We start from the raw sequence: 13,480 nt of genomic DNA on the forward strand, positions 1-13,480 counted from the left end.
GTAGGAGGAATTAGCTGTGGGACACACGAGTAAGGAGCCTTATTTGATTGGCAAAATAGACATTCGTGCGGCTGGTCCGCGCTGTAAAATGCTCCTAGGCGACCTGAACGGTGACGGTCGCATGGAGATGCTGCTCGTGCATCCTGACAATCGGCAGGATGTTCGATATATTCCCCATCAGGTGCAATGCCTGACGGCATTTGATCTAGAGGGCAATCTGTTGTGGCAGACAGGCAAGCCTGATTCGGGAGCTGGAAGTGCAGGGTCAGATTACCCTGCACAAATTGCTGACATTGACGGCGATGGTCAGTTGGAAGTACTGTGCGTGATGGATGGGCGGTTTCTCATCCTGAACGGGGGGACTGGTGAGGTGAAAGCTTCGTACGAGCTGCCGCATGAGCATGCTCATGATTGCATCATCGTGGCGAATTTGACTGGCGGAGCTTATGCCAGTGACATTATCCTGAAAGACCGCTATCACAGGATGTGGGCGTTCGATCGTCATTTTAATCTACTATGGTCGCATGAAGGTAATCCTGGGCATTTTCCATGGGTATATGATCTGGATGGAGACGGGAAAGACGAGGTCATGGCTGGCTATGATTTATTGGACCATGATGGTCAGAAGCTCTGGAGTTGTAAGGATCTTGAAGATCATGCCGACTGCATCTGGGTTGGGGATGTGAATGGGGATGGACAACCCGAGCTTGTGATTGGCGGAAGTGTTACGGTGATGTATGACCGCTTTGGGAAAGAGCTGTGGCGCTATGAGGGGTCGATTGAATCGCAGCATATCGCCTTGGGCAGATTCTGCAGCGATAAGCCAGGGTTGCAAATTGCAGGACTGGATCGCCTCGTTCGTGAGGATGATGGAAAGGGATTGAAAGGCAAAGATGCCTTATTTCTCTTGGACAATGAAGGTCAAGAAATATGGAAAGAAGATCGCCAAACGGAGGGTTGGCTGACGATTATTGAGCCTCTTCGTGGCTGGGAAGTGGATTCAGCGGATCTGATCCTTGCCTACCGCAGAGGTGGTGGCGTCTGGCCATCTTTGTATGATGGTGAGATGAATGTTGTTGTTGAATTTCCGCTAAACGGATATGCTGTACATGCCGATGTATGTGGTAGTGGAACAGAGCAAGTAATCATTTATACGGATGACACCGCCGCTATTTATGCAAGTGGGCCGCTTGCGTTGCGAGAAGGTCTATCTGGCATACAACTGCCGCAGCCCAAACGCTTGTCCAGCTCAACCTTATATCCTGGCGGCGAAATTTCGTTGTGAGAAGAAAGGAAATCTACGATGGCACACGCATTGAAGTTCGATTTCGGGGTTGGGAACCCGGAGTCAGGTTACACCAAGATTACTCCGCATACCGAGTATGAGAAATCGGTTGGATATGGATTTAGCAATGTGAAGAATGTTCATGCTAAGGATCGAGACGAGCCAGGTGCGTTGCGCAGGGATTTCTGTATTCCGCTGGACACTTCGTTTCTGGTGGATGTTCCGGACGGGACATATCGCGTTTCGATCCTACTAGGCGATGAAATCGCTGAAACAGAAACGACGATCACTACGGGAGAAGGAAGGCTTGTGCTTCATAAGCAACGTACTTCTGCGGGGCATTTTGCTCGTTCGAGCTTCTCCATCTGGGTCACAGGTTCGCAGCTGAAGCTTACGTTCACGGGTAGGGCACCGCGCATCAATGCGTTGGAAATCGAGCCAATGCCTACAGCTTGTACGCTGTTTCTAGCAGGAGATTCTACCGTGACCGACCAGCCGACAGAAGGGTATCCGTACGCAGGCTGGGGACAAATGCTCCCACTATTCGTCAAAGCAGATGCGGCGGTAGCTAATTACGCCTTGTCAGGCCGGAGCTCCCTGAGTTTTATAGGCGAAGGTGTCTTGGATACGATTTGGAGCAAAATCAAGCCCCACGATTACCTGCTCATCCAATTCGGTCACAATGACCAGAAGCCAGATGAAGCACGGTTTACAGAGCCATTTTCATCCTACAAGGAAACACTGAAAATTTATATCGACGGTGCTCGGGAGCGAGGCGCATATCCGATTCTGGTCACGTCCGTGCAACGACGGTTTTTCGAGGAAGATGGTACGCTGCGTGATACGCACGGCGATTATCTGATAGCAATGCGTGAGTTGGCTGCGGCTGAAGAAGTACCATTGATTGATCTAGCTGCTAGGAGTAAGGCTTTGTTTGAATCAGTAGGGCCAGAGGGCACGAAACGATTATTCATGTGGCTGGCGCCAGGTGAATTCATGAATTTCCCGGATGGCGTGGAAGACAACACGCATTTCCAGCAGCAGGGTGGAATTGAAATTGCGAAGCTGGTTCATGCCGGCTTGAAGGACTTGAAGCTGCAGCCGCTAAGCTTGTATTTGCGGTGATTTAGGGGGCATCGTTGCTGCCCTGATAGTGTGGAAAGGAGCTAAGCGTGTTGCGCTTAGCTCCTTTTTTGCGCAAATTTGTGGCTGCAAGGGGGGAAGTGAGGCAGAAAGGCTTATGTGCGTGCTGTACCGGTGAAAAACACGGTTACAGATGCGAGGTTCGCTCGAATCGTCAAGTTCTCGCGCTGTACCGGTGAAAAACGCTGTTACAGATTGGAGAAGCACTCGAACCGTCCCGCCCCTGCGCTGTAACGGTGAAAAACGCGGTTACAGATGCGAGAAGCGCTCGAATCGTTAGCCCCCACTCACAACTCACCCCCATCTGCGCGCCTGTCACACTGAAATCAATGGTCAAAGACGCGAAAATACACTTATTATAAGCAAAATAGGCTGAATATTGAGAATTAGTGCGAAAGAGCAACCTTTCAGACCAAAAAGAGCTTTTGCATTTTTCATACATCACAGCGGTATTCCCGACGCGAATAAGATGATTTGGAGGTGGCTTCTTGGTGGATCTCGTACGTGGATCATACTTCCAAGTTACAGAGGAACGATTTCCTGTGGTGGCTTCTCAAAAAAAAGAAGGCCCCCCGCCACATACATGGCTTGTGGGAGACCCGCTTTTCTTTGACTACTGAATGTTAATCTTCGTAATCAAGGCACCTGTGCCTTGCAGTGTTATGGCGTGATTTTGCACCAAATTTGAAATGTTGCCAGTAATAGTTACAGATGAGGACACGTTGTAAGTGGTTGTCACGTTACTTCCATTCGATCCTGTTTGGTTGATGGCGATTGTGGCGATCTTGCCTTGATTCGTAAAGGTTACACTGTTAAATGTGCCAGAAACACTGAAGTTCTGAGTGTTACCGTTGGTGAGCTGTGTGACTTCAGCATAGATAGCTGAATTATTATAGGAGCGGATTTTGACGATATCACCAGGCTGCAACGCTGAACCGCTGACTTGAGTGCCGCTGCGATAGATGAATGCTTTGTCGTTCAAGTTAATCGCTTGCGCCTGATTGCCATTTACAATCACGATGAGATTGTTCGTAGCTGAAATGACCGTACCTGTGAGCTGGGCAATTGTCGGTTGTGTAACCGAGGTGCCATCTGCACGCTGAAGGACTTCGGCATGCAGCACAACACCGTTATAGTAATGCACTTTAATGACTTGACCTGGTAACAATACGCCGCTCGTCGTTTGAACACCATCGGAGTAGATAGAGGTGTTTGCGTGTAGCTGCAGGCTGTAAGATTGTCCGCCACTCGTGAGCGTGATTAAGTTGTTGTTGATCTGGCCAGAAATAGTTCCCGTCATCTCACCTGTCGTCGTTACTGGGGACACACTTTTGGTTACTTCAATAATAGCAGCCATATGATTATAGGCGTACGTTGTTAGGATATCGCCAACCTGAAGCGCTGAAAGAGTTGTAAATGCACCATTTTTGTAAACGATGGTATTACTGTTCAGTGAAACGCCTTGAAGTTGGTTGGACGTGGTTAGAAGTAACGTGTTATCGCTGATCGGATAGGTCATCGTGCCGGTTATCGTTGAAGCGAAATTCGTTGGCGTCCCAACGGTGCCCACAGATTGCGTTACTTCTACATAACTGATGCCATAGTTGTAGGAGCGTGTGCTTACAATATCACCTACTTGTAAGCCTGCGGCCGTCGTTTGAGCGCCATTACGGAAGTAAAGAACATTACTATTCAAAGGAAGGGAAATCGTTTGCCCATTACTTAAGAGGGTGAGTGTATTGCCAGTTATCGCGGAAGTTACCATCCCCGTCTTGACACCAACGGCTTGTGTAGGCGTAGTCGGGTTGCCACTGCTGGGTTGAGTGACTTCAATATAAATGATGGAATTGTCGTTGGAGCGAATCTTGAGAACGTCCCCAATTTGCAAAGCGGAAGGACTGACTTTGGCACCATTTCGATAAATAAACACATCGGGATTTAATGTCAAATTGATGTTCTGACCGTTCGTTCGGACGGTTAAGATATTACCGCTGACAGGCGCTACGACAGTTCCTGTTACGAGTCCGTCAATGCTGTTCGGCAATTGATTGCCAGCGCGATCTAATAAGGCGGCAATTTGTGCGCGAGTTACGAGCTGTTTAGGGCGGAAAGTATTGTCCTCAAATCCGTTTACGAGACCTTTGTCGACGGCGACCTTGACATATCCCACGGAACCCGCAGGTACGCTGGATGAGTCTGAGAAAGGGAGCCTTGCATTCATGTTGGCTTCAGCTTCGTCTTGAAGCTTCAAAGCTTTCACGAGGAGCGTTGTGGCCCAGAGTCGATCAGCTGGTTGATTGGGGTTGACGTTCGTATCCGATTCGGCGAAAAGATCGTTCTCCAATGCGACAGCTACGTAACCGACGGCCCAGGAAGGCACACTCGCTGCGTCATTGAAATTTAGTTTGGTCGATTTCTCTGCATCGGATTCGGCTTGATCTCGAAGCCCCATTAACCGTACAGCTGCCGTGATGGCCTCGATGCGTGTTACCGTTTCTTGTGGTTTAAAGGTGCCATCGGGATACCCATCGAAAATACGCCTAGAGACTAGACTCATAATGTAGCTTAAGGCCCATTCGAATTCTTTGCCTTTGATGTCTTTGAAGTCAAATTTAATTGCGGCTTGTGGGCGCTTGTCAAAATTTTGGCGTGAGTTGCTGTTTCGATCATCATCTTTGTGGTCGCGACCGTTCTGCGCGAATGCCGTTGTGCCAGTAGTCATGACAAGTGTGAGGGCTAGAGTGGGGATAAGCAGTTTTTTCATACGCGAATGCTTCATCTTTTTCTTCTCTCCTTAATAAAATAAATGAGTAGAAAATTACGACCCTGCTGTGCATGCTTAAGTTAGTCAATCTTACTAACAGTATTCGGTCATAGATGGGTTTTTCTGGGTGTTGATTTGTAAAAAAAGGAAAACTTTTTCGGTTTCTATCGTTGGATATCATTAGCTTGGTTACGCTTTCGCAATCTCGAAGCTATTTTTTGGTGGATTTTCAAAGATTCCGCTGCATTCTTCGGTCTTATTTTTTAAAAAAAGTAATATATTTTTCTTAAAACAATCCTGAGTGAGAAGGAAAATAAACCTAAATGAAGTAAGTAATAGAAGTGAAATATTTCAGTCTAATTCGTTCCCGCCTATGGGTCATTCACCCGTCCCAATTCCTAGCATAGTATGTAGGAAGGTGGTGATGAAAAGTGACAAATACAATTGAGGGCTGGATAATTTACACGATTTGGGGCATTTTTGGCTTCATGTTGATCGATTTTCTGATTGCGTTCTTCAAATCCTTCTGGGTTGGCTCCTTTGGTCCTACACTCGTGCTAGGTTATTTGAAAGATGTCCTATACTATGTGCTGCCACTGACGGTTCTATTATCTATGATTTCATTTGATCCAACAGGATGGATTGTGGTGATATTTTATTTCATTTGCGGTCTCGCTGTGATGATCAAGTATGTGATGGATATCATTAAAAGATTCCAATAAGTTTGTTGAGGCCCTGCTTCAAGCAGGGTCTAGAAATGAGTTTTTTTCATAGGGATATTCAAACTTTATCATATGAAGGAAGTGTAGCCATGAGGAGATATCAATGGATTAGATGGCGAAAGTTCATCCTCTGGCTAGCAGCCATCGTGTTGTTTGGCGGGCTGTTATGGGCAGGTGGGCCGACCGCTTGGGGGATAGCGATAAGTGTTGCGACTTTACTGATGCAACTGGTTTTCGCCATGGCCTTTATGATCATTCAATTTGTTGCGCTGTTTTGGTTCCTTGCTCGAGGACGAACGTATTGGATTCTGCCTGGAGAGACCGGATCAACATGGGATGATTATCGTGGAAACCCTGAAATTGTGGAAAATGCGAAACGGATTGTTACCCTGCTTAAAGGTGTTAAAGAGTTCAAGGAAATGGGCGGCGAAGCCATTCGCGGATTGCTGCTATGTGGACCGCCAGGTACTGGGAAGTCATACTTAGCGCAGGTTATTGCGAATGAAGCACAAGTTCCTTTTGCCTATGCATCTGCACCAAGTTTTCAGAATATGTTCTTCGGTGTCGGTAACCTCAAGGTGATGGGAATTTACAAAAAAGCCCGCAAGCTTGCACGCGTCTACGGCGCTTGTATCATTTTTATAGATGAGATTGATGCCATCGGGATGAGCCGACAAGGCGGCGGTGCTGGCGGCGGGATGATGGGCATGATGGGGATGGGCGGCGGTTCCGGGCTGCTGAACGAGCTGCTCCTGCAAATGGACCCACCTAATATTGATACCTCTAAAATTGTAAAGATGCTGCGCTCTCTTGGACTACGCCGTAAAAAGGCAGAACGCCCACCCGTGTTAACGGTAGCAGCGACCAACTTACCTGATGTGCTCGATTCTGCCTTGCTCAGGCCGGGTCGTTTCGATCGACAGCTCTGGGTGGATGTCCCGGATTATGATGGTCGGGTTGATATTTTCCAATACTATTTGAAAAAGGTCAAGCTGGACGAAACTTTAACCGCGGAAAAAGCAGGTCTTGATTCCATTGGTTACAGCCCAGCTCAAATTAAACATATCGTCAACGAGGCCGTCGTTATCGCCCATCAACGTGGAGCACAGGCGGCGAGCTATGAAGACTTCCGAGCCGCTATGGAAACCTATGAGTGGGGGCTCAAACAACCGCTCCGCTCGATGCGCGATGATGAGAAGCGGAATGTCGCTTATCACGAAGCAGGTCATGCAGTGGCCCAATTTCTTCTGAAGCCTCATGAACGTGTTTGGAAGGTTACGATTATCCGTCGTGGCGGCGCTCTTGGACTTTCGGCTACGAAGGAGACACATGAGCGATATAACCGTAGCGACTCTGAGATGTTAGCAGAAATTCAGGTATGTCTGGCTGCCCGTGCGGTAGAAGATGAATTCCTGCACAAGAAATTAAACGGCGTAACATCAGATTTACAGCATGCGACCCAAATCGCAGGTGCGTATCTCGGGATGCTCGGAATGGGCGATGAGCTATTCAGCTTCCTGGCCGTCGGTTCTCGTACGGATGGTCTCAAGGCGCTTCGACCACAAATTAATGAGCTGCTCAAAGAGCAAATGCTTGAGGTCAAGAAGCTTGTAACCGATTATACGGAGTTCGTTCACAAGATTGCGGAAGAGCTGCTGAAACGAGAAGATTTGACAGGTGATGAAATTGAAGAGATCTTTACTGAGCTTTATGGCGACACACGCCCTAGGGCGATTGAGGTGAAGCCTCTGAAAAAGCTTACGCTTGAAAAACCACTTGTCGTCATTGACGACATGGAAGAAGATCTCAAGGATTCGTAATCGGAGGGACATTCCTCCTATGAATTGCCTCCTTTTTGGCTATAGTGGTCAGAAGGAGGCCATTTTTTTGGCAAAAGATCGAAAAGACTAGCTAGAGAAGAGACAGTATCAAAGGAGAACTCGATCATGGACTATGACGTTATTGTGATTGGAGCAGGACTCGCGGGTTTAGTGGCAACGGTAGAGATTGCGGATGCTGGCAAAAGGGTGCTGCTCCTGGATCAAGAACCGGAAGCATCCTTTGGTGGACAAGCCTGGTGGTCATTCGGCGGTTTGTTTCTTATTAATTCCCCCGAGCAGTGCCGGCTGGGTATTAAAGATTCACAAGAACTGGCCTGGCAGGATTGGCAGGGGTCAGCTGGCTTTGATCGGGAAGATGACGAGGATTACTGGGGCCGCAAGTGGGCGGAGGCCTATGTCGAGTTCGCCTCTGGTGAGAAGCGCGGATGGCTGCATGCCATGGGGATCCGCTTCTTCCCAGTTGTCGGCTGGGCCGAACGTGGAGGTTATTTGGCTGAGGGGCATGGCAACTCAGTACCTCGTTTTCACATCGTTTGGGGAACAGGACCAGGCATCGTTGAGCCGTTTGAGAAGAGAGTCAGGGCGCACATGACTAATGGACTCGTTGTGTACCAACCGCGTCATCGCGTGAATGAGCTTATTCTGAGCGGTGGTGCCATCACGGGGGTTAAAGGTTCTGTGCTTGTGCCTAGCACGGTGGCTCGCGGGGAAGCGAGCTCGCGTGAGGCGATTGGCGATTTCGAATATCAAGCGCAGGCGATCATCGTCAGCAGCGGCGGAATTGGCGCTAATCACGAATTAGTCCGCCAATATTGGCCGAGTCGGCTTGGTGAAGCACCTAAGCAAATGCTTACTGGTGTGCCTGCACATGTCGATGGCCGGATGCTCGCCATTACGGAGCAATACGGAGGGCGAATAGTGAATCGCGACCGGATGTGGCACTACACGGAAGGGATCAAGAATTGGAATCCAGTGTGGCATAATCATGGTATTCGTATTCTTCCGGGGCCATCCTCACTCTGGTTAGATGCGCGTGGTCAGCGTTTTCCAGCCCCTAACTTCCCGGGGTTTGATACGTTAGGCACGTTAGAGACGATCCAAAAGTCTGGCTACGACTATTCATGGTTTATTTTGACCCAGAAAATCATTGAAAAAGAATTCGCGTTGTCAGGCTCCGAACAGAATCCAGATTTAACGGGAAAAAGCATCCGTAAAGTGTTGTCTAGAGCATTGCCAGGAGCGATGGCTCCGGTGCAATCTTTTATGGATAAGGGAGAGGATTTCGTCGTTGCTCCGACATTGGCTGAGCTGGTCGCTGGGATGAATGCATTGACGGAGGAGATGTTGCTTGATTTTGACCATATTGAGCGGCAAATTAAAGCGAGAGATCGAGAGATCGCGCATCCCTTTACCAAAGATCTGCAAATCACAGCCATTCGAGGCGCGCGTAATTATATCGGGGATAAATTAATTCGTGTTGCGAAGCCGCATCGTCTACTAGACCCAGCTAATGGACCGCTTATCGCTGTGCGATTGAATATCGTTAGTCGTAAAACGTTAGGCGGATTACAAACGGACTTATCTGGTCGTGTGCTGAATCAGGCGGGAGAGGCGATTCCAGGACTTTATGCTGCCGGTGAGGCAAGCGGTTTCGGAGGTGGGGGTCTTCACGGGTATCGTGCGCTGGAGGGGACGTTCCTCGGAGGCTGCTTATTTACTGGACGAGTAGCGGGACGAGCTGTTGCGAAAGAACTAAATAAGCTGTAGCAATGTGAAAGAATCCTTCACCGCCACGCAAGTGGAAGTGAAGGTTTTTGTTAATTGATAGATAGATTGATTCATTGTATCGTGTTCTTTTGAACGCTGCTTATTTTTTAATTATTTTAGCAATCCCCACATCGACTAAATCTACATTCACATCAATCTCTTCTAAAGATTCAGGCTTTAATGGTAGTATGCCTTCTTCCTTCAAGCGATGCCATTCCTTGGGGTTGGATCGGTAGAGAACATTGGAAAGACCAAGAAGATCAGCGCCTGATTTAAGTCCGATCAGATACGTTTTCTGAATCTGCTTTCTTATTTCCATATTTGCGAGATCTATCAGTTCTTTCTCGGTAGCAGGCTTTTCCTGTTCCGTAATCGAAGCTTGCGCTTTGACCTTAATTTGAAATGTTAGTTTTCCATCTGACAGCTTGAATTCGATGGAAGGTTTAATTTTTGAGACAACCATCATCGCCAACGGCTCTTGATCAATCTGAAGCTGTAATGGGGTGCGTACCGTTTTTTTCTCCATCCAACGCAGGCCTGTAATATCGTCAAGTTTAAAACACCCCTTCATTTTTTTATTTTGAATGGCGCATACCCCATATTGTTGAAGCTGTGGTGTCGACTTCTTATTCTCTACCCAGCTATCTTCATTGATACTTAATTCGGGAAGGAGCAATATCTGTCCGTTTTCCTCCCATTTCCAAATAAATTTGTACAAATAGAGTGGGGCAATCATGGAGCTTTGAGAATAACGGTCAAGCGGGTTATTTAATTGCGTATAAAGGGTAGACATGCCTTGGATAGGGTATACGCTAAACAAATCCTCGATCGGACTCCGGGTTGCCATCGTCCAAATGGTGTACCGAAACTCGAAATATCTGTCCGTTTGATCTAAAATACTATGAATGACATTTTGTCGCAGCGCTGCTTCTGTGAACACTATGGTTTTCACGTGGCTCCAGGATAGTCTTTGCTGCGCCGATTTGTAGAGATTAAAGACAGCCTCATCCACTGTCTTTCCTTCACCCTTGCCAATGGAAATCAGCTCCTTGTTAGTTCCTGCCCCGGCTTCTTTCTTGGCAATATTAGAAAAACTAATCGTTTTGGTATAAAATACGACTTTGCCTTTCACGTAATCAATTCCGATCGAATTGACATATGCGAGATGTTCAATTTCTTTTGCTCCCCAACATCCGGTAAGCATTAGAGAAACTAGTCCAAAAACCAGTAATTGTTGAATTATCCTCACGGTTCCTCATCTCCAGTTTTTCTGGTGAAGTCTGGTATGCCCTCCTTCTTCCCCCAAGGCATTCGGAATAAAGTCTTGTAAAGGTCACGGAAACTGATCGGAGCTATAGGACTTAAATATTTAACGCCAAACGATTGCAGATTGACCATATAAATGGCAATAGATAAAATACATATCAATAATCCGAACAATCCTAATACACCGCTAATCAGTAATACGGCTAAGCGCAGCAGACTAACTAAGCCTACCATGTTTTGATTCACCATGGTAAACGACGCTAATACCGAGATGGCTACAACCACAAGACTGCCTGGTGACGTCATTCCCGCGCTAATCGCCGCTTGTCCGACTATCAATCCGCCCACAACGGATACAGTCTGTCCGATCGTGGATGGCAAGCGCATGCCTGCTTCACGAAACAATTCAAAAAGTAAAATCATGACAACGGCTTCGAGAGTCGCCGGCAACGGAACACCTTGTCTTGACATAACAAGTGTTCCGAGCAAAGTGAACGGAAGTTGATCCTGATGATAGGTAATTAGCGTGATCCAAAATCCGGGAAGAAATACAGAAAGAAAGATACCGAATAGCCTAATAATTCGTGTAAACATGACAAACAAATTAATTGTATAGGCATCTTCCGAAGTATTAAACAAAAAGGTAAGGTTAATTGGCCCAATGATCGCCGTTGGAGAACCTTCGACCACAATGACAAACCTACCGTGCATAAGTGAGTTCGCCGCAAAATCCGGTCTGCCCGTATACGCAAACTTCGCGAATAAGGTATTACCGATTAGCAGCTCCTCCAGTTGAGTACTGCTGATCAGACCTTTTACATTTACATTGGCCAGCTTGGATTGAATCTCCTCTACAACGACTGGATTAATGGCATCTTTCAGAAATAGCAGCATTGTTTTCGTCTGTGTCTGCGTACCGAGTATATATTCTTCAACTGCCAGAGCATTCGTCTTTAACCTTTTTCTAATTAATGCTACATTGGTCTTCGCTTCTTCAATAAAACCATCCCGAGGACCTTTTACTGAAATCTCCGCATTCGTTTCCTCGGTTTTCCTTTGAGGTGCATTGGCCAGATTCCATGCAAACATGGAGGCTGTGTTATAAAAATAAGCTATTAATTCACCATTAAATATTCTATTCATGATAAAATCAGAATCCGGATCTTGCGGTATGGAGCTAAGCTGGAATGGCAGGTGCTGCTTGAGTTCAGTGTCATCGGAAATGACATGGTTTTTAAACATTTCAATCAGGTGGGGAATAAAAAACTCATTGATCCGAGTAACGTCGCACAACCCCTCGCAATATACCAGGAGTAAAGTGGATGAAGTTCCGCTCTTTTGCGGAACAGTCAGCTTATTCGTGTGTACATCGCTACAGTCTTTGAACAGTTGCCGAAATGTTTGATATATTTCATCATTCATAGAATCCAGTTGATCTAACGTATTGGTCATGATTTTATTCTTCTCCATCTGTTTCCGAAATGAATTAATCCAAAGACAATTAGGAAATAGCACGACATCACCCAAAAAATAGCGGGTAACAAAATTTCTGTTATCAGGTTGATAAATTTAGGATCGCTAAAGGGCCAACTAATCGCTATTAACTGGATAGCACATGTGAGGGTAAGAAAAAACAACTTTTTCCCTTTTTTCACAATATTTAGAATATCGTTGATCAAAAAAAGAGTCAGAGAAATTCTTAGGAATGCCCCGCTGAACCACTGATAAATACTTAAGAAATCCATGTGTTCAATAAAATGGCCAATCGTCACGAGTCTCCACTCTTCATAGGCGGGGAACCTCAAATGTGATGCTTGCGTAGGACCAAATTCGATGATAGCCCCGATAAGAGGACCAAGGGTAAGAACTAAAAGTATCAAGGCCAAATACACAAGGGACATGTACGAAATGCGAGTACGAATGTGATGCTGCATAAATAAAAGCAATGACATTTCGATGAGTCCGGCTTCAACATAAATAACACCATGCCAGACTGGCATCATGCCATGCTCCAAATATGGCTTAAGTAAGGAGTAATCCTTATTTGGATAATTAGCAATGCTTACATAAAATCCTAAAATTACAACTAAGGGTAAAAAGATTGCTGCTGTATTGGCTATAGATTCGATCCCTTTATAAGCATTGAAAGCGCAAACAATCAACAAAGCAACCGCTATAACTAATGTTGGCGTTCGAGTCGAAATAGAGAGATGAATCCAGGTAACGGTTTCTTTTAACGTAATCGTCGACAAAGTAAGCAGGTACAAACAAGCAATCCCTGCCAGAAGGTAGGATATCGTTGCACCGTAAGTAAGCTTTACCCATTGAAAAAAACGTATCTCTCGATTTTTAGAAATAGCCGAATAGAGCAGAACGACCCAAATCATAAAAAAAGCGCCTGCAAGCAACACGGAGATCCAGCTGTCGCGTTGTGATTTTTCTAACACCAACGGAATGATAATGACATGGTTCAGTAGCCCAACAGAAAGCATAAACATCATGGATGTTTGTAAAAACGTTATGGAACCATTTTTCATTAAAACCTCCGATGTTTATTAGTAATTTGTTCCTGTAGTATGCCGAACTTTATTGGAGTTTATACAATTTCCCTGAAATGGATGTTATTGGTTGGGACAATGACAAGTGGCTCGCAAACAATAAAAGAGATGTTCAATCGAAAGCAACCACTCCA

General features: G+C 46.3%; 9 protein-coding genes. 5 read left to right on the plus strand and 4 right to left on the minus strand.

The genetic code is table 11. The features are described 5' to 3' along the window. Positions 1 to 88 precede the first annotated feature (88 nt). On the plus strand, positions 89 to 1,285 hold the full coding sequence (locus tag ACSQ8P_RS13420; RefSeq protein ID WP_436239520.1) for an FG-GAP-like repeat-containing protein: 1,197 nt from the start codon (positions 89 to 91) through the stop codon (positions 1,283 to 1,285). An 18-nt stretch (positions 1,286 to 1,303) separates the two neighbouring features. Then, the gene (locus ACSQ8P_RS13425; protein ID WP_436235648.1) at positions 1,304 to 2,410 is read left to right on the plus strand and encodes a rhamnogalacturonan acetylesterase; all 1,107 of its coding nucleotides are present in this window, start codon (positions 1,304 to 1,306) and stop codon (positions 2,408 to 2,410) included. A gap of 631 nt (positions 2,411 to 3,041) precedes the next feature. Here ACSQ8P_RS13425 and ACSQ8P_RS13430 read toward each other — a convergent pair. Continuing rightward, on the minus strand, positions 3,042 to 5,192 hold the full coding sequence (locus tag ACSQ8P_RS13430; protein WP_436235649.1) for an S-layer homology domain-containing protein: 2,151 nt from the start codon (positions 5,190 to 5,192) through the stop codon (positions 3,042 to 3,044). Between the two features lie 431 nt (positions 5,193 to 5,623). On the opposite strand from ACSQ8P_RS13430, the gene ACSQ8P_RS13435 reads away from it, so the two are divergent. The 3 genes from ACSQ8P_RS13435 (at position 5,624) to ACSQ8P_RS13445 (ending at position 9,522) form a co-directional block, all read left to right on the plus strand. Next, the gene (locus ACSQ8P_RS13435; RefSeq protein ID WP_436235650.1) at positions 5,624 to 5,914 is read left to right on the plus strand and encodes a hypothetical protein; all 291 of its coding nucleotides are present in this window, start codon (positions 5,624 to 5,626) and stop codon (positions 5,912 to 5,914) included. An 89-nt stretch (positions 5,915 to 6,003) separates the two neighbouring features. After that, positions 6,004 to 7,734, plus strand: a complete 1,731-nt coding sequence (locus ACSQ8P_RS13440; protein WP_436235651.1) for an AAA family ATPase — start codon at positions 6,004 to 6,006, stop codon at positions 7,732 to 7,734. Positions 7,735 to 7,860: 126 nt separating this feature from the next. Next, positions 7,861 to 9,522: an FAD-binding dehydrogenase gene (locus tag ACSQ8P_RS13445; RefSeq protein ID WP_436235652.1), complete on the plus strand. Its 1,662-nt coding sequence runs from the start codon at positions 7,861 to 7,863 to the stop codon at positions 9,520 to 9,522. 100 nt (positions 9,523 to 9,622) lie between these two features. Here the strand turns inward: ACSQ8P_RS13445 and ACSQ8P_RS13450 are convergent, their stop codons facing one another. The 3 genes from ACSQ8P_RS13450 to ACSQ8P_RS13460 are packed head-to-tail and all read right to left on the minus strand — an operon-like array spanning position 9,623 to position 13,325. Beyond that, complete coding sequence (locus ACSQ8P_RS13450; RefSeq protein ID WP_436235653.1) at positions 9,623 to 10,771, minus strand: Ger(x)C family spore germination protein; 1,149 nt, start codon at positions 10,769 to 10,771, stop codon at positions 9,623 to 9,625. After that, on the minus strand, positions 10,768 to 12,240 hold the full coding sequence (locus ACSQ8P_RS13455) for a spore germination protein (RefSeq protein ID WP_436235654.1): 1,473 nt from the start codon (positions 12,238 to 12,240) through the stop codon (positions 10,768 to 10,770). The genes ACSQ8P_RS13450 and ACSQ8P_RS13455 overlap by 4 nt, the downstream gene beginning before the upstream one ends. Continuing rightward, entirely contained in the window at positions 12,237 to 13,325 is a 1,089-nt protein-coding gene (locus ACSQ8P_RS13460) for a GerAB/ArcD/ProY family transporter (RefSeq protein WP_436235655.1), read from the minus strand. The genes ACSQ8P_RS13455 and ACSQ8P_RS13460 overlap by 4 nt, the downstream gene beginning before the upstream one ends. Positions 13,326 to 13,480: the final 155 nt, after the last annotated feature.

Origin of the sequence: Paenibacillus sp. LjRoot153, assembly GCF_964253085.1 — a bacterium.
GTDB lineage: Bacteria > Bacillota > Bacilli > Paenibacillales > NBRC-103111 > Paenibacillus_E.

Excerpts from the sequence above, each read along its gene's own strand:
- ACSQ8P_RS13440 (WP_436235651.1), top strand. The coding sequence starts at position 6,004 with ATGAGGAGATATCAATGGATTAGATGGCGAAAGTTCATCCTCTGGCTA.
- ACSQ8P_RS13425 (WP_436235648.1), top strand. The coding sequence starts at position 1,304 with ATGGCACACGCATTGAAGTTCGATTTCGGGGTTGGGAACCCGGAGTCA.
- ACSQ8P_RS13460 (WP_436235655.1), bottom strand. The coding sequence starts at position 13,325 with ATGAAAAATGGTTCCATAACGTTTTTACAAACATCCATGATGTTTATG.
- ACSQ8P_RS13445 (WP_436235652.1), top strand. The coding sequence starts at position 7,861 with ATGGACTATGACGTTATTGTGATTGGAGCAGGACTCGCGGGTTTAGTG.
- ACSQ8P_RS13420 (WP_436239520.1), top strand. The coding sequence starts at position 89 with ATGCTCCTAGGCGACCTGAACGGTGACGGTCGCATGGAGATGCTGCTC.
- ACSQ8P_RS13430 (WP_436235649.1), bottom strand. The coding sequence starts at position 5,192 with ATGAAAAAACTGCTTATCCCCACTCTAGCCCTCACACTTGTCATGACT.
- ACSQ8P_RS13455 (WP_436235654.1), bottom strand. The coding sequence starts at position 12,240 with ATGACCAATACGTTAGATCAACTGGATTCTATGAATGATGAAATATAT.